The following is a 19,591-nucleotide window of genomic DNA, read 5'->3' on the forward strand; positions in this document are numbered from 1 at the left end:
ATAAATTTAGTTACATTTGAAAAATGAAGAAAATCATCCTTGTCATTTTAAAAACAATCTGGGCTTTCATTGGCTTGATCGCAGTTTACGTACTTTTAGTATTGGCTCTTCCCTATTTTGAAACACCGGCACAACAGGTTTCCGAACCCAAAACAGTAGAAACTTTCATTTTAACAAATGGCGTGCACACCGATATTGTAGTTCCCATTAAATCAAAACAAATTGATTGGAGTAAGGAAATTCTCTTCAGCAATACTACTTCAAAAAGTACCGATTTCAAATACCTATCTATTGGTTGGGGAGATAAAGGCTTTTATCTCGATACCCCAGAATGGGCAGATTTAAAGGTTTCAACGGCCATTAATGCGGCATTTTGGCTGGGAGAATCTGCGATGCATTGTACCTTTTATAAAACAATGACCGAATCGAAAGATTGTAAAAGAATCATGCTCACTGAAAAGCAATATGCAGACCTCATCAATTTTATTCAGAAAAAATTTGACAGAGATGAAGCAGGAAATCTGATGCTTATAAAAACAGATGCTGTATACACGGCAAATGACGCATTTTACGACGCTCAAGGAAGCTACAGTTTCTTAAATACTTGCAATACGTGGACAAATAATGCGCTTAAGACTGCAGGTCAAAAAGCAGCTTTCTGGACTGCGACTGATTTCGGAATCTTTCAACATTATGATTAAAATTTCACCAAAAAAGTAAATCACTTTTAAAAATCGGCATTCATTATTTTGGTTTAAAATTAATTTTTGGTACATTAAGGCCTATTTTTTACTATTTATGATGATCCGTAACTTAACTAATTTCCTACTTTTTTGTATATTTTTTGTCTTCTGTAATTCTACATTAAATGGACAAAACCTGGTTAATAATACCGATGTAAAACCACTTCGCGTAGGTATTGCTGGGACTGCACCTTTTGTAATCAACGAAGAGGGAAATGCTACTCCACAAGGAATATCGCCCAGCATTTGGACGGAAATTACTGATGACCTCAAATGGGATTACAATTACACCCGCTATAATTCTGTAAATCAAGCTTTAGATGCGCTGAAAAAAGGGGAAATGGATGTGATTGTAGGACCAGTAACCATTAATTCTGATCGGCTTGAACATTTTAAGTTTTCACAACCGTATTACCAGTCAAGTTTAGCCATCGCTTATAAAGAAGGATCTTTCAGCATCTGGAATGTATTAAAACTGATTTTCAGTGTGAAACTTATTTTTGCTATTGGCATTTTTCTAATCATTCTGACCATAGTTGGAACATTTCTTTGGCTCGCTGAGCGCAAAGCTTCCCCGGAGCAATTTCCCGCAGATCCTGCGAGAGGAATCGGTACTGGAATGTGGCTCGCCATCGTAACAATGAGTACGACAGGTTACGGTGATAAAGCGCCTGTTACTTTAACGGGACGGATTATTGCCGGAACGTGGATGATTGTTTCTATCATCTCAGCAACATCGATGGTTGCGGGAATTGCGAGTATTTTAACTTTTTCCAATTTTCAATCGGTTGATATTCAGAATATGGAACAGCTTTCGGGGAAAAAAGTAGCCACAATTGCGGGTTCGCCTTCTGTAGAATTTTTACGGGAATTTAAAGTCATCATTAAATCTGCACCTACAATTGAAGAAGCCATGATTATGCTGAAGAATAAGGAGGTAGAAGCCATTGTCTACGATCGGCCGCAGTTGATGTATTACATTAATAATCACGAAAGTGAAAATTTAAAAATAGCAAAAGCCGAATATTATAAACAAGGTTACGGATTTGCTTTTCAAAAAGATAGTCCACTAACGTACGAAGTAAACCGAACATTACTGGAACTTGCAGAAGATCAAAAGATTCTTGAAATTACAGAAGATTATTTGGGAAAGGATGAATAAAAATCAGGTTTTTACCTAAAAAAAACTCCCTCGAAAGGGAGCTTTGTAAAACTGATATTATGAAAAAACTATTTAATCATCCGTGCTTAAACTGAAAACTAAATCTAACTCATCTTTAACGTAAACCATTCCTCCCATTCTTCTTGGAGGCACGATCTGGAAGTCGGAGAATTTCAATCTTTTATTTCCTACCAAACTGTTTTTATAATACGTAAAATCGATGTTATAGTTACGAGAAACAGTCATCATCTTAACTTCTACAACAGCTTGAAATTTTGTTGCAGAGGTTTTCTTAAATTCTAAAAACTTGATGGTAAGGTTTGGAAATTTATCAGATTGTAAAGTCTTCCGAAAATCTGCAGTCATCATTCTGTTCCCGCAATCAAAGTTTATGATTTTAAAAATCAAATTTGGAAGCTTCATTCCGCTAAATGAGTACACTGAGGGTGAGTTTTTAAATTGAGACTCTGTACATTTAAAGGTATTGATATTCGTCCAACCATTAATTTCCAATCCATTCTGCTGTGCAAAAGCACTGAGAGATGTGAGTAGAAAGGTGAAAAAAATGATTTTTGTTTTCATGATATGAAGATAGAAAAAGGGATTGCCAAGCAACCCCTTTCCCTTGAATAATTAAAAATTAGAAACCAATAGTTGCTTCAACCATTACTCCATTAAATTTACCGCCTCTTAGTGCACTTGTTGCGCCCCATACTGCGTCGTCGTTATATTTCTGAGATACGTACTCTACTTTTGCAAGTATGTTTTTGGTCATATTCCAGCCACCACCTACGTTGAATCGGTCGATTTTTCTCTCAGAAGCAGTTTCATTGTCTTTACCGCTTATTGTATTATATCTACCTCCGAAGTAAAACTGTTCGTTGCCACCGAATCTGTAAAGTAATTCTGCTGCAAGTTGTGTGTAATTCCCTCTAGTAGTTGCAGTTGCTCCTTTTAGACCAGTTACATATTCATAAATTCCGAAGAATTCTAAACCTTGATATTTGATGAATGGGTTAACTTGGATGGCTTTATTTTTCTTGAAACCTGGGTTGAATCTGCCTGTTGCATAATTTTCTTGACCCATTGCGTCATTCTCAGTTAAAAGCGTGTAATAATATCTAGCTCCCGCTCTATCTGAGCCGTAAAGATATCCACCAGTACTCATTCCGTTTGTTTGAATAACAGATCCTGTTAATCTCACTCTTAATTCTGGACTGATTTGTTTGTCATAACCCAATTTTGCATACACTGAAGGTGAGTTATCATTTGTTCCTTTCACTGCAGTTTGGTTTAATTTACCGTTAGAAATACCGGCCATACCGATGAAACTGTTGTAAAACACATAAGCTTCACCAAATGCCTCTGTAGAGAAACTGTCCATGATGTAATTTCCTACGAATGGGTTGTTGATTGCTTCCGCGTTATCAGATCTTCTGAAGTGAGCATCACCATAGTTAATTTCATCCATACCAACTTTAACTCTGGCATATTTCATAATTTCAGATGCAAAACCTTCTTGTATAAAATCTAAGTTATCAACCTGAATATATCCACCTTTCACCCAAGCTTCGTTATGGTGACGTGTAGAAAGATAGGTTCTTAAGTGCATTTTTACCCCTTTCGCTAAATAAGCATTAATGTCTAAGTTAGCAGTTGGAAGGTTAAAATCCGAACCCATCACTCTCAATGTATTTGGAGTTGTTGTGCCTGTTTTTAAACCTAAGGAAGTTGCCTCAGTAGAGTGATCTAAAGCTTGAAACTGTAAAGCGAAATCACCTCCTACGGAAACTTTTACGCCATCATAAGCCGGGGCTTCTACTTTAGGATCTTCAAAAATGTTGCGTGTCGCTTTTTCCGGTGCAAGATAGTCTCTCATTGTAGATGATTCTTCTTGTGCACTCACTAAGGAGATTCCGGAAACTAGTACTGCGAGCATTGAAGCTCTAATTAACATGGTTTTCATATTCTTAATTTTAATTTTTTACTATTTAATTTATTGTGCTACTGCGTTTACAGTAATGGTTACCTCGTTACCAGTTTTTACGGTGTTCATCATAAATGCTGGAGGTGTTACCCCGTAATCAGTCATTTTAATTGCAGCCGTTCCCCAAATAGTGTAGGTATTACCGTTTTTGGTCACATTTACTGGTACACTTACTGTTTTGGAAACGTTGGTTACCGTAAGTTTACCGGTCATTGTTCCTTTTCCTATGTTTACAGAAGTTGCGGTAAAGCTTATTGCAGGATATTTATCGGCCTGAAGTGCTTTATAAGCGTTGGTATCCATAGGTCCTTTTCCACTTTTTAATGTTTTACCATTCATAGTATAATGAACATCATTAATACTGTTTCCAGAAACATTACCAGAAAAAGTTCCTGTTGTGGAAGTCATTTTCCAGTCATGTAAAGTTGATGTACCGGATACGACAGTTTTAACATTATTGCTGCTGATTTTTTGGGCGGCAACTACTCCTGAGAAAAGAGTGAGTGCTAAAACGAGAGATCTGAAGTTTACTAAATTTTTCATTATTTCTTATTTTTAAAATTCCGTGATTAATTATACCTTGATTTTCTTATACAAAGATAGATCAACGATTTATCAAATCCACAATATTAGAGGGAAATCTTTTATGATATAAATCTTAATTTTAAAGATTAATGCGAATATGTATCGATAAAGTAGATAAAAATGAAAATAATTCATTTAAATTGAGCAAAATTTTCTTTTTTTGTAAAGAAACTTGATTAATGTTAAATATTGTTAATAATGCGATGGCAGATGATTACTGCAAAGCTGATAGAAGTCAGTAAAATAAAGCCTCTTTAGTGAAAAAAGTAAGTTATTTTGAAAAAGTTAGAGAATAAAATTCTTCAACTTATTTGAATATGATAAAAAAGTTCTTACCTGTTTAGAAGCACTTTTCATTTAAAGCTAAATTAATTTCCAACTTGCTGCACCATCTTTACAGCTTCTTGTTTTCAACTTAACATTGATGTTTTTTATGAAGATTTGGAAACCACGTCAAATCATAAGACCAGGGAACTTTACCCTTTCTTTTATGTAAAAATAAATCCCATCGGGGAAGTTTTTCGAATTTCATTTAATTGGCAGAATCTTGATGCTCACGAAATTTTATATATTTTTGCGTCTAATCAGGATTTGTATTTAAAAAATAAAACATGCTACACGCAATTTTATACTATGAAATTTAATAAACCAACTAAAAAATGGGCCTTAATATGGTTCATTTTCGCACTTATTTTCGCCCTCGCTGTTTTACCGGTTCCGGCACAACTTCCAATAAAATATGTTGATAGAGAAAGCGGACAAATTAAAACTGAAAAAGTGTATGGTGAAGAATGGCTGAAATGGTTGTATCACAATCCTGTCGGTGAGGCCACTTTATGGACTATTGCAAAACGAAAAATAGTAAGTTCTGTTTATGGAAACATGATGGAAAAGCCCTCCTCAGCAGATAAAATTCAGCCATTTATTAAAGAATACGGCGTAAATATTAACATTGCACAAGATCAGAGTTTTAATAGTTTTAATGATTTCTTTATTCGCAAACTCAAACCGGAAGCTAGACCCATTGTTGCAGATTCCTTGGCAGTAGCTTCTCCAGCAGATGGTAAAATTTTAGCGTATGAAAATGTAAATAAATCAGATTTTTACATTAAAGGTGTTAAGTTTAATGTTCAATCTTTTTTAAATGACAAAGAATTAGGAAAAAAATATGAAAATGGAGCGATGATCGTTTTTCGGCTGGCACCACCCGATTACCATCGGTATCATTTTCCTGTCAGCGGAATGACAGCAAGTTCCAATATTAAAATTGATGGCGATTATTATTCTGTAAATCCGCTGGCACTTCGTGAAAAGGCCGAAATTTTTTGGCTCAACAAACGGGAATACGGCGTTATAAAAAGTCCGGTATTTGGCGATGTTGTGATGGAAGAAGTCGGCGCAACAATGGTGGGAAGTATGATTCAAACCTACACAGGCACGAATGTCAAAAAAGGACAAGAAAAAGGTTATTTTAAATTTGGTGGGTCTACTGTGGTTCTCTTATTTGAAAAAGATAAAATTAAAATTGATAACGACTTGTTGATGAATACTTCAAAAGGCCTGGAAACGACTATAAAAATGGGCGAACAAATTGCGGTGAAAAAGTAAAATCCGTCCCAAATTTAAATGAGACGGATTAATTAACATACTATTTATACGTTTAATACATAAATGTAAGTCCTGCTCCAAAACCATATTCGCTGTCATAGTTGGTGGAAATAGAAACCCATTTCTGCAAAACATACCTCAATCCAAAATCAAATTCCTGATCAGAATTAACGGCGAAACTCCCACGAATTCGAGGCGAGATCGGAATTCCTTCTCTACCCAATTCCAAACGGACTTTTCCATTGTGATCGACATTCGCATCAGCCATAATTAAAAAGGGCAGAATATATCTGATTCCCGCAATAGCCACGTTTTGATTCGCTGGCATTACGTTTTGCCCGAACCAGGTATTTGAACTGTCATGTGTTTTATTACTTCTGAAACCTACATACGGCATTGCCCACTGGTATTTTCCGAGAAATCGCCCAACTTTCACACTGCCTTCGTAATGCGTAAAATCGTAGTCTGAGTGTAATTCATTAACGTTCATCCATCTCGCCCCAAGCATGCTCATATTTTCAAAATGAAATTTGTTGGAAGCAACATCCAGCATCGCTTTTGTGCTGATCATTCGGTTGGTACTCAAAAATTTGCGATACGACACTTCTTTATCTGGCAGTTGCGGATTCGGAGCAGAATTTTCGTAACTGAAAACGCGTCCCATTCCGGTCATCATGTGGTACAAAATATGACAGTGGAAAAACCAATCACCATCTTGGTTCGCAGCAAACTCAATGGTATTGGTTTCCATCGGTGCCATATCCACTACATTTTTTAAAGGTGAATATTCACCTTTTGAATTAATGAGTCGGAAGTCGTGACCGTGAAGGTGCATCGGGTGGCGCATCATGGAATTATTGTACATGGTAATACGCACGACCTGACCTTTTTTAATTAAGATCTTGTCGCTTTCAGCTACCGTTTTGTTATCTAAAGTCCAAAGGTAGTTTCGCATATTTCCTTCTAAAGTGAAATTTAACTCTTTCACATTGTCATCTGGTAAGATTGTTTTAAAGGGAGATTTCAACATATTATAATTCAGGCGCTTGATGGTTTTCATAGGTGGCGTATCCATATTGTCCATGTTGTGATCCGCGTTTATATCAGCTTTCATGTCCATTTTACTGTGGTCCATCTTGCTGTGATCCATTTCCTTGGAATCCATCTTCTTATCAGATTTCATATCCATTGTTCCGTGGTCCGTGTTGCTGTGATCCATTTCCATGTCTGAAGATTTATCTTTCGAACCCATCATTTCATTCATATGTTTCATGGTCTGCATTCTTTGGCTTTCAGGAATTTCCGGATACATCACTTCATTCATATCCAAGGTCTGATTTCCCATAGTCATGTTCATTGGTTTCATGTCGCCACTCATTTCCATCATGCCATTCATCATTTTCATGCCTTCGAAAAGCATCAATTTTGGCAGATTCGGAGCGCCTACTTTTTCTCCATCACCCAAATAGAGCGAAGCGTGACCTTGTCGATCTTCCGATGTTGCACGAAATTCATAACTTTTATTTGCGGGAATTGTGACCTCGATATCATAAGTTTCAGAAACGCCAACGATTAAGCGGTCAACTTCTACTGGTTCTACCTCATTACCATCATTACCGATAACCGTGATTTTTCCGCCGCCATAATTTAACCAGAAATAGGAGGACGAACCTCCGTTGGCAACGCGTAAATGAACTTTATCTCCGGCTTTTAAGTTTTTGTAGTTAGAAGAAATTTGTCCATTAATTAGAAAATTATTGTAATAAACATCACTCACATCCATGGCTTCCATACGTTTCCATTCATTCAAAAGTTTGGTGCCGAAATGTCCTTTTTCAATGGCTTCGGAGTAACTTTGAACGGTTCCTTTCTTTATAGACCAATAATCGCCCTGATCCATGTGCAAACGACGCATGATCTGTTTTGGATTTTCATCCGTCCATTCTCCTAAAAGAACCGGAATATCCGCAGAGAATTGTTTGTCAGGCTGACCATCTCTTTTCTGGAAAACCAAAATCCCATTCATCCCAATCTGTTCCTGCGTTCCTTCATGAGAATGATACCAGTAAGTGCCATTTTGAGAAATCCGAAATTTATACAAATGCGTTTCACCTGGCTTCACTTCTTTGGTAGTCAAATACGGAACGCCATCCATTTCATTCGGCAGAATCACACCGTGCCAATGCAGACCCGTGTTTTCTTTCAACTGGTTGTGCAGATAAATTTCAGCCGTGTCGCCTTCTTTAAAATATAGAGTTGGCGCCTGCAATTTGCCATTGGTAGCAATTGCGCGGGCAGGTTTTCCACTAAAGTTGACCAGCGTGTCTTTTACGTACAGATCATAACGAACCGTTTTTCCACCAAAGGAAACAGATCCACGTTCAGAAGCCGAATCCTTCATCACGTGATCTGCATGAGAATCTTTTGCTGGTTGATGCTTTTCTAATGCCATCCCACATTTCGGACAAATCCCCGGTTTATCGGAGGTCACTTCCGGATGCATTGGGCAGGAGTACATTCCAATCATCTTTTTATCAGTCGACATTTTAGGAGATTCTTTCACCTTTTTGGAAACAATTTTTGGGATTGCAGGAGAAACTGCAAGAGCTTTTTTCGGCGCAGGTTTTACTGCAGGTTTTGAGGCCTCCTTTGTAATTTTTTTCGCAACCGGAAAATTCTTAACTACCGGTTTATCTTTTTTTACGATTGGTATTGTTTTTTTCACCAATGTCATTCCGCATTTAGGACAATCGCCCGGTTTTGCAGAACGTATTTCCTGGTGCATAGGGCACGTGTAATAGGTTTGGATATTCTGAGAATGAACAAATATTGCACTTAAAAAAAACGTAAGGACTAAAAATCCTTTCAATAGGTATACTTTATTTTTCATTCTCTAATCGTTTAATCATTGTTTTCATTTCTTCAATTTCCTTTTTCTGAGCCGTGATGATATCGTTTGCTAACTTTTTAACTTCGGGATCTTTAATATCTGCTCGTTCACTAGTTAGTATGGCGATTGAGTGGTGAGGAATCATTCCTTTCATCCAAAGTATATCTCCAACGATGGGACTTTGAGTCCGCACTAAACCTAGCGCAGCGAAAAACAAGCCTATACTTCCCACTATTATTCCAAGGTTTTTCTGCTTATTTTTATACATTTTGCGCATAAAAAAGAACATGATTAAAGCCATTGCTGAGATTCCGAGGCATGCCATATAAAACCTGGTCATGCTGAAATAAATATGATCCAGTTCATAGGTGTTGAGATACATGGTAATGTACATCGCCACAAATGAGGCTGCAAGCATTAATACAAAAGTGGTGTACACGTTACTTTTTGAGTCGTCCATTGAATTTTTCATAAGTTTATTTTTAAATTTTAATGTTTTTTAGACGTAATGAATTACCGATTACCGACACGGAGCTAAAACTCATCGCCAAGGCTGCAATCATCGGTGATAATAGGATTCCGAAGACTGGAAACAAAACGCCAGCTGCAATTGGAATTCCTAAAATATTATAACCTAAAGCGAAAAATAAATTTTGCTTGATATTCTTCATCACGGCATCACTTAAGTTTCTTGCTTTTACAATTCCATGTAAATCACCTTGTACCAACGTAATCATTGCGCTTTCTATCGCGACATCTGTTCCGGTTCCCATGGCGATTCCGACATCGCTTTTGGCTAAAGCAGGTGCATCATTAATTCCATCTCCCGCCATTGCTACGATCTTTCCGCTTTTCTGAAGTTTTTCAACTTCCTGAAGTTTGTTTTCTGGCAGCATTCCGGCTTTAAAATGAACAAGATTAAGTTCTTTAGCAACCGCCTGTGCAGTATCGTGATTGTCTCCGGTGAGCATGATGACATCAATGCCTTTTTCCATTAATTCTTTAATTGCCTTTGCACTGGTCGGTTTTATTTTGTCACCGATCACTACGTAGCCGGCAACTTTTCCATCCACAGATAAGTAAGAAACCGTTTTTCCTTGCTTCTGAAAGTTCTGGGCTTCAGTTTCTATTTCAGTGGTGATTTCAGCCTTGGCATATTCCATCATCTTGGCATTACCCAAATCCACTTTCTTGCCGTTGACTTTTCCTTCGACACCTTTTCCCGTAACTGCACTGAAATTTTCAGCATTTATAATTTCTATATTTTGCTCTTTTCCATACTTAGCGGTGGCATCTGCCAGTGGATGCTCGCTCATCTTATTTAAAGAAACGATGAACTGCAAAACTTCTTTTTCTGTAAATTGATCTCCGAAAACTCCTATTTTTTCCACGGTTGGTTTTCCTTCCGTTATCGTTCCGGTTTTATCGATGATCAAAGTATCCACTTTATCCATTTTTTCTAACGCTTCGGCGTTCTTAATTAGCACCCCGTTTTGAGCACCTTTCCCAACACCGACCATCACAGACATTGGGGTGGCTAAGCCTAAAGCACATGGACAAGCGATAATGAGAACCGCAATTGCATTGACGAATGCATAAACATAAACCGGTTGTGGTCCAAAAACTGCCCAAACGATGAACGTAATAATTGAAACAAGTACGACGATCGGCACAAAATAACCTGAGACCGTATCTGCTAATTTCTGGATTGGTGCACGACTACGACTTGCGCTGTTTACCATTTCAACAATTTGAGAAAGCAAGGTATCTGATCCCACTTTCTCTGCTTTCATTAAAAAGGATTGATTCCCATTGATGGTTCCACTGCTTACTTTATCATCTATTGTTTTGGTTACCGGAATTGGTTCCCCCGTGATCATCGATTCATCCACAGAAGTTTCACCTTCTGTAATGGCACCATCTACCGGAACTTTTTCACCTGGTTTTACACGCAGGATATCACCTAGCACGATTTGTTCAATCGTTACTTCTTCTTCAACTCCGTCTTTGACTCTAATGGCTCGGTTGGGTGCGAGTTTTAATAATTCTTTAACGGCAGAATTTGTTTTGCTGTGCGCTCTGGCTTCCAAAACTTGTCCCAATAAAACTAAAGTCAAAATCACAGTAGCTGCTTCAAAATAAACATGAACTGCTCCCGTATGAGATTTAAATTGTTCCGGGAAAATATCTGGAAAAAACATTCCAAAAACACTGAAAAGGAAAGCGGCTCCAGCCCCAATTCCAATCAAAGTAAACATATTAAGATTCCAGGTTTTGATACTTTTATAGGCACGTACAAAAAACATCCAGGTTGCGTAGAAAACGACTGGAATCGATAAAGCGAATTGCACCCAGTTCCAATATTTTTGTTCCATCAAATTATAGAGCGGATTGTTGGGAATCATTTCGCTCATGGCCATTATAAAAATGGGTAGCGTAAAAATACCAGCGATCCATAATTTGCTGAGTAATTTTTTATAGGTCTTTTCTTCGGCAGAAATATCAGGTTCCATCGGCACCAGATCCATCCCACAAATAGGACATTCGCCCGGTTCATCTCTGATAATTTCCGGATGCATCGGGCAAGTCCACTGCTCTGACGTTACTGCGTTCGTATTCTGTTCTTCAACCAGATCCATTCCGCAAACCGGACAATCGCCTGCTTTATCGTAGGTTTTCTCACCTTCGCAATGCATCGGACAGTAGAAAGTGCCGTTGCCTTTTACTTTTGGTTTTTCTTCTTTCGGTTCGATATGCTGATGTTCACCAGGATGATGGATGGAATATTTATTACCATCTATTTTTAGAGCTTCCTGCAATTTCTCGAGCGGAATATGAAATTCCATTTCGATCGTCGCTTCTGAATTCTCTAAATCAACATTAACTTTTGAAACGCCTTCTACCTCGGAAAGTATTTCTTCTACGTAACTCCTACAGCCGCCGCAAGTCATTCCATGGATGTGATAGATGTGTTTCATTATATTATGTTTAAATTGATTGGTGGTGAATTGATTCTTTAAAACCGCTTTGACCAACAATTAAATCTTTAAAAGCTCTTGATTATTGGTCTTAGAGTAAGTGCATGTAATTACAAATAAAATTTAGTTTCACTTAAGATTACCGTATTCAGGTAACCTCGACGTACCATAAGATTATCAGTTTACTTAATTTCTGATTTCACGCTACCACATTTCAACATGGAGGCACCGTAGTAAGGATTTCTAATTTCTTTTTCAGCACTTAACCACGACGAATCTGCCATGGGACAATACTGAACGAAAACAGATTTGTCGGCCATTTTAAATTGTTTCGTTAATGCTATAATATTGTTTGAAAGACCATTGAAGGATTCTCTCTGGGTTTCGATGCTGCGGCTTTCTGCGATTTTAGTTGCGTCTTTTCGCAAAACATCCAGATTCCCTTCAGATAAAACTTTGTAATCCACCATCGAGGCCGATTTAATAAAAGTATCAGCGGCTTTCGAGGCTGCATCTGAATTGTCTGTAGCCAAGGCAGTTTTAATTCCCAAATAGTTTTCATAAAGTTTAGAAACTGCAGCATCGCTTTTTTGAGCCGACAAATTTAAAACGGTAAATACTGAAAATAGGGCTGTGAATATTAATTTTTTCATTGTAATAAAATTTAAATTGTTTTTAATATAATAAGGTTTGAATAGTCTAATTTCATCTTTGTCATCATTTTCCATTTCACTTCCTTCGTCTCAAATACATTAGCAAGTATTAAGATTAGAAGGTTTGTTAAAAAGACTGTTTTCCTAGATTTAAAAAGGCTTTCGTTGTGATTAGTTTATACCTTCCTTAATCCTGAAACTAGAGCATTGATAACGATGTAATGATACGGCGACTTTGATTTTTTTTGTGTCACAATTTTGGTTTAAATCTACATAATTCGGTCTAACGGATTTCTATTATTCGCGTTATTTGATTTATAAAAAGTTAAACTCATTCCGGTTTCACTTGCGAATTGTCTGCTCAGGTAATTCACATTGCTATAATTAAGCAACTGACTGATTTCCGTAAAGTTATATTCCTGATTTTGAATAAGTTCCTTTACTTTTTCAATTTTTAATTTAATGAAATATTTCTCAATCGTTACCCCTTCAGTTGTTGAAAACAGTTTGCTTATTTTAGAATATTCGGTGTGCAGTACATCTTCAAGATAAATAGAAAGGTTTTGGTTTAATTCTAAAGGCAAATCATCAAGAAGTTTGATGAGTTCTATTTTAATCTGTTCTACCAGTTGTTTTTCCGGACTTTCTATAAGAGAAAATCCATTTTTTTCTAAAATTGAATGAAGGTTTGTTTCATCCTCAGGGTTTAGCATAGAAAGTTGTATTTCCCCGAGTTCGATGTGTAATACTTCGATGCCACAATTCTGTAACTCCTCACGCAAGACTTTGATGCATCGGTCACAAACCATATTTTTTATGTAGAAATTTTTTATCATCCTTTATTGTATTTGAAAGTATTGTATCAATAATTTTTTCTCCGCCTCCGAAAGTTGAGCCTCAGGATGAAGCCATAGATAAGAGGTTAAGGGCATTTTGTCTTGCTCGATCTGTTTCACTATTTCGGTATATTTAGTACGCATTCTCCGTTTGCCATAGTCCTGAAATTTATCAAAATTAAGTTTCATTTTCCCCTCCGAAATATGATTTTCTAAAAGCAACGCAATAGGCTGAATGTTTCCATACCAAGGATACTTGGTCTGATTGCTGTGACAATCGTAACAGGATCTCTCCAGGATTCGGTTGACGTTATTGGGAACATTAAATTGAGTTGCAAAACTTTTATCTGCAGGAATTGGCGATTCATTTTTGTGCACAGGAATAACCTGCACGACTAAAAACAGAATGACTGCTGAAATGAATATAATCAAAAGTTTTTTCATTTTTTAATATTCTATATTCTGTAACACCATCTACATCTCATGACCTGCCATCGGATCAGCGCCTTTTTGGAAAATATATTCGCTGTTGAGCAGATAAGTTCCTGAAACCACGATCTCATCATCTTCTTTTATACCCGATAAAATTTCGATGCGGTCGTCCGTTTCCACGCCTGTTTTTACCATTCTATTGACGAAGGTGTTTTTTGCAGTTTTTACCCATACTGTGGACATTTTTCCATCGCGGATCACCGCATCTGTTGGCAGAGTGAGCGTTTTGCGGGAATCGTTTTCTACTAAAACATAAACCGGCATTCCGGGTTTGAGCAAATTGTCTTTATTGGGAATGGAAACCCGCACCAGATTTATTCTGCTGGCGGAATTTATTTCAGGATTGGTAAAATCGATTTTTCCTTCAATTTTCAAATTATCCATATCGGGAATGGAAACAATCACTTTCGTATCTCGATGGATTAGTGCCATTTGGGAAGAATAAACCTGCGCTTCCGCCCAAAGTGTAGAAAGATCAGCGAGCGTTAATATTGTTCCACCTTCTGAAAGATAAGCACCTTCTGAAATATTTAAATCAGTGATATAACCTGCTCCAGTACTGAAAACCGTTGTGGTAATCGGAGCTTTTCGGGTTCTTTCTAATTGACGGATCTGTCCTTGAGACATTCCCCAAAGCGAAAGTTTATTGCGGGAACTTTGGAGCAACTGATCAAAATCGATGGAGGTATTTCCTTTAAAGAGAGGTTGCCGCTCCAAAGCCAAAAGATATTCCTGTTTTGCATTATTCAGTTCTTCACTGTAAATTTCTATTAAAGGCGAACCTTTCGGAACGTATTCCCCGATATTTTTGTAATACAATTTTTCCACTCTGCCCATCACGCGGGAACTGACGGAATGCATTTTATACTGGTTGAAATTAAGTGTTCCGGTGAGCGTCATTTTGTCGGAAAGGTCATCATTAGAAAGACTCATCGTTTTTATATTGCCCAGTTTTATCTGCTCATCATTCAGGACAAGTGCGTTTGGATCTGCATTTTTTTTCTTTTCTACAGGCACCAATTCCATGTGACAAATTGGGCATTTCCCAGGTTTATCTGCAACAATTTGCGGATGCATTGAACAAGTGTAATATATATCGTGGTTCGCGAGTGGATCTTCTTCTTTTTTACAGGAAAAAAGAAAAACCAAAAGCACCATTATTAAAATATTATATTTCATTTTTCTCCTTTTTTTATTTATTTACTTACTTTAATCAAACTTTCGCTGTCCATCAGATATTGGGCATTTTCTGCAACCTCATCGTCGGGTTCTAACCCACTTACAATTTCAATTTTATCTTTTACAATAGCACCAGTTCCGACTTTGTGAGCAGTAAAACCGCCCGGTGCTTTTTTAAAGACAACTTTATCCATACCCAAAGAAACCACCGATGTTTTTGGCAGCCAACTGGCTACTTTGGAATGACTTGCAATTTCTGCTTTTACCTGAGTGCCGATCGGTATTTTTCCGACGCTATTATCAAAATAAACTCTTGCCGTTACGGTTTTGCTTCCGGGGCGGAAAAATGGTTCAATAAAATCAACAGTACCTTTAAACCGACTTGCAGGATCGTTTTGCGGAACAACTGTAACAGACTGTCCTTTGCTTACCAAAGCAATATCTTCTGCAAAAATATTGAGGAGCGCCCAACTTCGGCTGGGATTGTACACGGTGAAAATATTTTCTCCTTTTTGAAGATACATGCCTTCTTTCAGCGGCAATTCTGCAGTAACTAAACTTGCCTTCATGACTTCATTCGGTTGTGATGAGTTCGCCATACCTCCAGCTGATTGAATATATCCGCTGTAATTGCTAAAGACAGGAACACTCAGATCTGGTTTACCTTTTCTGCTGATGCTCTGAATCTGAGAAGACGGCATTCCCAGAAGCAATAATTTTTGTCGGGAGGCATTAATCATCATGGAGTTTGAACGGTCATTTTTCAAAATAAATAAATGATTCTGCTGCGCTGTAAGCAATTCCGGACTGTAAATATCTAAAATACGCTGCCCTTTGGAAACTCTTTGAAATTTGTAACGAACATACAATTTCTCGATCCTTCCGGCAATTCGGGAAGAAATAGTTCCGATCTGACGCGTGTCGTAATCTACAATTCCTAAAGCTTCTACCATTGTTGGGACATTTTCCTTTGATAAACGGATGACGGGCAACTGAGAAACCACAAAATTATTGGTGGGTTGTAATAGATCTTCCAGTTTAATGCCATCTGCTTTTTTTGCATGCACCTCTTTCAGCACCAGATCCATCCCGCATTTCGGGCATTTTCCAGGCTTATCCGAAATTATTTCAGGATGCATTGGGCAAGTATAAGTATGCAGTTCCGAAGCTTGCGAATGCGAGTCTTCCCAGAATTTTAATTTTTCACACGCTGATAAAGTGAACAGCATCACCGTGAACAGTATTAGTTTTTTCATCTTCTTTCAAGTAATCGGTCTAATTCGGTTTGAGCCTGGAGCGCTTTTGTCAGAATATCAAAGTATTCTAATTGTGTTATATTGAGTTTTTCCCAGGCATCATAAAGCGTGAAAAGATCCTCTGTGTTTTGCTCGTAGCCTAACTGCATTAATTTGTAATTATTTTTCAAAGCCGGAATGATGGTATTTTCATACAATTGAATTTGTTTTTTATTCAGTTCCAATTCGTTGCGCATACCATAACCTCGACCGCTGTATTCATTCACCATCACTGCTTTTTTGGCAAGCAGTGCTTCTTCTTTGATCCGTAGACTTTCGATATTGGCGTCGTACATTTTTGAAGCCCACGGAACTAAAGGAATCTTCGCCATTAACATCAATGTAAATTCCATAGGCTTTCCTCCAAATCCGAACATATTTTCGAATTTGACACCGAATTCTGGTCGCACATTTTGTTTTTCCAGATCCTTTTTCAATTTGGAGATATTAATTTCTTTGTCAATACCACGAAGGTCGCTTCTGTTTTGATAAAAAAGTTCTGGATCGAAAAGTTCTATCTCATAGTCGTTTAAAGTAAAATCAGGTTGTACATCCAGTTCTTCCATTGCGTTTCTTCCCATCAAAGCATTCAGGCGAATTCTTTTTACGCGGATATCATTATCATACATGAGTTGCATATTATCGGCTGAACCGAGGGCTGCTTTAGCTTTGTAGTAGGCTGAAATTTTTCCGAGGCCGTTTTTGTACCGAATTTCTGCATTCCGAATCATAAAGTCGAGCATATTTTTATTATCCTTTACGACTTTTATTTTCTTGTCCAGGACGATCCAGTCATAGTAGAGTTTTTTTGCATCCTGAAAATTTTCATTTAAAGTGTAAGTTAATTTTTCTCTTTCTACAGACGACATCGCAAGCATTAAATTTTCATTGGCATCCAGTTTCTTTTTATTTGGCATCATCTGTTCTACCGAAACTGCAAAAGATCCCATTCCGAGCATGTCTCCATCTCTGCTCCACCGTTGAACATTGTAAGGAGTCATTAAAAAACCGGCACCCACCGTCGGCGGCACCCAACTTCTGGAACCTTTGGCAGCTGCATCCAATGACCTCACTTCTGCATCATACATTTTTACCACCGGATTGTTTGCGGCAATACTGTCTAAAATTTCAGACAGAGACATTTGCTGTGCTCTCAAATTCCCGGAAAAAATTGCAATTATTATTAGGAGTGTTATTTTCTTCATTTTAAATATTATTAACGTTTTAATGGGAAGCATCAAGCACATCTATTTTCCCCAGTTTATTCAATTCCCATTCTTTCTGCATTAAAAAGATGATCGGCGTTACCAAAAGAATGTGAATTGCAGAAGTGAAAACCCCACCTACCATTGGTAAAACAATTGGTTTCATCATATCACTTCCTACTCCATGACTCCAAAGAATCGGGACTAATCCAAATAGAGTTACACAAACGGTCATTATTTTTGGTCTTAACCTTTTAGCAGCACCATAAATTACGTATTCACGCAAATCTTCATTGGTGATGGTTTCCCGGGAATTCCCTTTCGCAGCAACCAATTGCACCATGGCATCGTTTAGATAGATGACCATTACAATTCCCGTTTCGACAGCAAGACCAAACAGTGCAATAAATCCTACGGCAACAGCGACGGAAAGATTCACACCCCAAATCGAAATCATAAAGACGCCGCCAATTAAGGCAAACGGAATACTGATCAGATTGAAAAAAGCTTCACGATACGAGTTGAAGGCAAAATACATGGAGAGAAAAATAACGATCAGCACGATCGGCATGATCATTTTCAATGTTTGCTCACCTCGGATGAGATTCTCGTATTGACCGCTCCACTCCACATAATATCCTTTTGGCATTTTGGTCATTTTGTTATCCAGTCTTTTTTTGGCTTCTTCTACGGTACTTCCTAAATCCCGGTCACGCACATTAAATAAAACAGCTCCACGCAACATGGCGTTTTCTGAATTGATCATAGGTGGACCTTCGGAGAGCTTCACATCTGCAACATTACTTAAAGGGATCGACCCAAATTTCATGGTTTGTAAAGGCAATCTGCGGAGCGATTCTATATTATTCCGAAAATCCTGACCGTAACGCGCATTCACGGAAAAACGTTGTCTGCCTTCAATGGTTGTGGTGAGTTTGATGCCGCCTAAAGCACTTTCTATCACAGCGTTTACGTCATCTACACTTAAACCATATCTGCCAATTTCATCTCTTTTTACCTCAATATCGATGTATTTACCACCGGTGATCGGTTCTACATAAATATCTTTAATACCATCAACACCGACGAGTTCATTTTTAATTTGCTGAGACAAGGCATAAATACTGTCTAAATTTTCACCATAAACCTTCACACCGACATCGGTTCTAATTCCGGTGGAAAGCATATTGATCCGGTTGACAATCGGCATTGTCCAACCATTCGTTACGCCAGGAATCTGAAGTTTCGCATTCAGTTCATTGATCAAGCCTTCTTTGGTTGTTCCATCGCGCCATTCATTTTGAGGTTTCAATAGAATAATGGTTTCGATCATCGAAATCGGAGAATTGTCGGTAGCGGTATTTGCTCTACCGGCTTTCCCTAAAACATGATCAACTTCGGGAACGCTTTTAATAATTTTATCCTGAACCTGCAACAATCTTTTGGCTTCCGAATTCGAAATATCGGGCAGCGTGACCGGCATAAACAGAATGGAACCTTCATCTAAAGGCGGCATAAACTCGCGACCGAGATTTAACATCATCGGAATGCTGATAGCAAGCACAAGAATATTGATGCCCAACGTTGTTTTTCGCCACTTTATACACCACCTGATCAAAGGTTCGTAAAACCTTTCCAAACCTCTATTAATAGGGTTTGTATTGTCATCTTTAAACTTTCCTTTCATAAAAAAAGAAATGAGCACTGGTGCCAAAGTTAGAACCAGAAAAGCATCAACTATGAGGATGAAAGTCTTCGTATAAGCCAGTGGATGGAACAATTTTCCTTCTTGTCCCGTCAACATAAATACAGGGAGAAATGAAACCACAATAATTACGGTAGAAAAAAAGACTCCTCTAGATACCTGTTTGCACGATTTCTCAATAATGCTCATCCGAATATCTTCGGGGATTTTCTTATAACGATCCGGCTTTTCGCTTTTCTTCCGGAATATATTTTTAAACCAATCGGTCTTCAT

The 19,591-nt window shown here is 37.8% G+C and carries 16 protein-coding genes; 3 read left to right on the top strand and 13 right to left on the bottom strand.

Annotated features, from left to right (window positions below; all coding sequences use genetic code 11):
• The first annotated feature begins 23 nt into the window (after nucleotides 1-23).
• Together LC814_RS03150 and LC814_RS03155 are read left to right on the top strand one after the other, a co-directional pair.
• Complete coding sequence (locus tag LC814_RS03150; protein ID WP_226064906.1) at nucleotides 24-701, top strand: TIGR02117 family protein; 678 nt, start codon at nucleotides 24-26, stop codon at nucleotides 699-701.
• 97 nt (nucleotides 702-798) lie between these two features.
• On the top strand, nucleotides 799-1,905 hold the full coding sequence (locus LC814_RS03155; RefSeq protein ID WP_226064907.1) for a transporter substrate-binding domain-containing protein: 1,107 nt from the start codon (nucleotides 799-801) through the stop codon (nucleotides 1,903-1,905).
• Between the two features lie 72 nt (nucleotides 1,906-1,977).
• On the opposite strand, the gene LC814_RS03160 is transcribed toward LC814_RS03155, so the two are convergent.
• The 3 genes from LC814_RS03160 to LC814_RS03170 are packed head-to-tail and all read right to left on the bottom strand — an operon-like array spanning nucleotide 1,978 to nucleotide 4,435.
• The gene (locus LC814_RS03160; protein ID WP_226064908.1) at nucleotides 1,978-2,487 is read right to left on the bottom strand and encodes a YceI family protein; all 510 of its coding nucleotides are present in this window, start codon (nucleotides 2,485-2,487) and stop codon (nucleotides 1,978-1,980) included.
• Between the two features lie 58 nt (nucleotides 2,488-2,545).
• Nucleotides 2,546-3,871 carry a hypothetical protein gene (locus tag LC814_RS03165; RefSeq protein WP_226064909.1) on the bottom strand — a complete coding sequence of 442 codons (1,326 nt, stop codon included), beginning with the start codon at nucleotides 3,869-3,871 and terminating at the stop codon, nucleotides 2,546-2,548.
• Nucleotides 3,872-3,901: 30 nt separating this feature from the next.
• Complete coding sequence (locus tag LC814_RS03170; RefSeq protein ID WP_226064910.1) at nucleotides 3,902-4,435, bottom strand: YceI family protein; 534 nt, start codon at nucleotides 4,433-4,435, stop codon at nucleotides 3,902-3,904.
• A 675-nt stretch (nucleotides 4,436-5,110) separates the two neighbouring features.
• Between LC814_RS03170 and LC814_RS03175 the strand changes: the two genes are divergently transcribed.
• Nucleotides 5,111-6,085, top strand: a complete 975-nt coding sequence (locus LC814_RS03175; RefSeq protein WP_226064911.1) for a phosphatidylserine decarboxylase — start codon at nucleotides 5,111-5,113, stop codon at nucleotides 6,083-6,085.
• Nucleotides 6,086-6,137: 52 nt separating this feature from the next.
• On the opposite strand, the gene LC814_RS03180 is transcribed toward LC814_RS03175, so the two are convergent.
• The 10 genes from LC814_RS03180 to LC814_RS12490 form a co-directional block, all read right to left on the bottom strand.
• The gene (locus tag LC814_RS03180; protein WP_226064912.1) at nucleotides 6,138-8,975 is read right to left on the bottom strand and encodes a multicopper oxidase domain-containing protein; all 2,838 of its coding nucleotides are present in this window, start codon (nucleotides 8,973-8,975) and stop codon (nucleotides 6,138-6,140) included.
• Nucleotides 8,965-9,447, bottom strand: coding sequence for a DUF305 domain-containing protein (locus LC814_RS03185; protein ID WP_226064913.1), 483 nt, complete (start codon nucleotides 9,445-9,447; stop codon nucleotides 8,965-8,967). Before LC814_RS03185 ends, LC814_RS03180 begins: the two co-directional genes overlap by 11 nt.
• Nucleotides 9,448-9,457: 10 nt before the next feature.
• Complete coding sequence (locus LC814_RS03190) at nucleotides 9,458-11,953, bottom strand: heavy metal translocating P-type ATPase (RefSeq protein WP_226064914.1); 2,496 nt, start codon at nucleotides 11,951-11,953, stop codon at nucleotides 9,458-9,460.
• Nucleotides 11,954-12,135: 182 nt separating this feature from the next.
• Nucleotides 12,136-12,606 carry a DUF3347 domain-containing protein gene (locus LC814_RS03195; protein ID WP_226064915.1) on the bottom strand — a complete coding sequence of 157 codons (471 nt, stop codon included), beginning with the start codon at nucleotides 12,604-12,606 and terminating at the stop codon, nucleotides 12,136-12,138.
• Between the two features lie 269 nt (nucleotides 12,607-12,875).
• Complete coding sequence (locus LC814_RS03200) at nucleotides 12,876-13,442, bottom strand: helix-turn-helix domain-containing protein (RefSeq protein WP_226064916.1); 567 nt, start codon at nucleotides 13,440-13,442, stop codon at nucleotides 12,876-12,878.
• Nucleotides 13,443-13,445: 3 nt separating this feature from the next.
• Nucleotides 13,446-13,886: a heme-binding domain-containing protein gene (locus LC814_RS03205; protein WP_226064917.1), complete on the bottom strand. Its 441-nt coding sequence runs from the start codon at nucleotides 13,884-13,886 to the stop codon at nucleotides 13,446-13,448.
• A gap of 30 nt (nucleotides 13,887-13,916) precedes the next feature.
• Nucleotides 13,917-15,113 (bottom strand): efflux RND transporter periplasmic adaptor subunit, encoded by a 1,197-nt coding sequence (locus LC814_RS03210; protein WP_226064918.1) that lies wholly within the window; start codon nucleotides 15,111-15,113, stop codon nucleotides 13,917-13,919.
• 17 nt (nucleotides 15,114-15,130) lie between these two features.
• Nucleotides 15,131-16,369 (bottom strand): heavy metal-binding domain-containing protein, encoded by a 1,239-nt coding sequence (locus LC814_RS03215; RefSeq protein ID WP_226064919.1) that lies wholly within the window; start codon nucleotides 16,367-16,369, stop codon nucleotides 15,131-15,133.
• Nucleotides 16,366-17,613: a TolC family protein gene (locus LC814_RS03220; protein ID WP_226064920.1), complete on the bottom strand. Its 1,248-nt coding sequence runs from the start codon at nucleotides 17,611-17,613 to the stop codon at nucleotides 16,366-16,368. Before LC814_RS03220 ends, LC814_RS03215 begins: the two co-directional genes overlap by 4 nt.
• Before the next feature lie 19 nt (nucleotides 17,614-17,632).
• Nucleotides 17,633-19,591: an efflux RND transporter permease subunit gene (locus tag LC814_RS12490; protein WP_262903722.1), complete on the bottom strand. Its 1,959-nt coding sequence runs from the start codon at nucleotides 19,589-19,591 to the stop codon at nucleotides 17,633-17,635.

It is taken from the genome of Kaistella polysaccharea (assembly GCF_020410745.1).
Lineage (GTDB): Bacteria > Bacteroidota > Bacteroidia > Flavobacteriales > Weeksellaceae > Kaistella > Kaistella polysaccharea.

Bases quoted from the DNA above. Each gene is read 5' to 3' on its own strand.
- LC814_RS03150 (WP_226064906.1), top strand. From the start codon at position 24: ATGAAGAAAATCATCCTTGTCATTTTAAAAACAATCTGGGCTTTCATT.
- LC814_RS03190 (WP_226064914.1), bottom strand. From the start codon at position 11,953: ATGAAACACATCTATCACATCCATGGAATGACTTGCGGCGGCTGTAGG.
- LC814_RS03200 (WP_226064916.1), bottom strand. From the start codon at position 13,442: ATGATAAAAAATTTCTACATAAAAAATATGGTTTGTGACCGATGCATC.
- LC814_RS03175 (WP_226064911.1), top strand. From the start codon at position 5,111: ATGAAATTTAATAAACCAACTAAAAAATGGGCCTTAATATGGTTCATT.
- LC814_RS03160 (WP_226064908.1), bottom strand. From the start codon at position 2,487: ATGAAAACAAAAATCATTTTTTTCACCTTTCTACTCACATCTCTCAGT.
- LC814_RS12490 (WP_262903722.1), bottom strand. From the start codon at position 19,591: ATGAAGACCGATTGGTTTAAAAATATATTCCGGAAGAAAAGCGAAAAG.
- LC814_RS03170 (WP_226064910.1), bottom strand. From the start codon at position 4,435: ATGAAAAATTTAGTAAACTTCAGATCTCTCGTTTTAGCACTCACTCTT.
- LC814_RS03210 (WP_226064918.1), bottom strand. From the start codon at position 15,113: ATGAAATATAATATTTTAATAATGGTGCTTTTGGTTTTTCTTTTTTCC.
- LC814_RS03185 (WP_226064913.1), bottom strand. From the start codon at position 9,447: ATGAAAAATTCAATGGACGACTCAAAAAGTAACGTGTACACCACTTTT.
- LC814_RS03220 (WP_226064920.1), bottom strand. From the start codon at position 17,613: ATGAAGAAAATAACACTCCTAATAATAATTGCAATTTTTTCCGGGAAT.
- LC814_RS03165 (WP_226064909.1), bottom strand. From the start codon at position 3,871: ATGAAAACCATGTTAATTAGAGCTTCAATGCTCGCAGTACTAGTTTCC.
- LC814_RS03195 (WP_226064915.1), bottom strand. From the start codon at position 12,606: ATGAAAAAATTAATATTCACAGCCCTATTTTCAGTATTTACCGTTTTA.
- LC814_RS03180 (WP_226064912.1), bottom strand. From the start codon at position 8,975: ATGAAAAATAAAGTATACCTATTGAAAGGATTTTTAGTCCTTACGTTT.
- LC814_RS03155 (WP_226064907.1), top strand. From the start codon at position 799: ATGATGATCCGTAACTTAACTAATTTCCTACTTTTTTGTATATTTTTT.
- LC814_RS03205 (WP_226064917.1), bottom strand. From the start codon at position 13,886: ATGAAAAAACTTTTGATTATATTCATTTCAGCAGTCATTCTGTTTTTA.
- LC814_RS03215 (WP_226064919.1), bottom strand. From the start codon at position 16,369: ATGAAAAAACTAATACTGTTCACGGTGATGCTGTTCACTTTATCAGCG.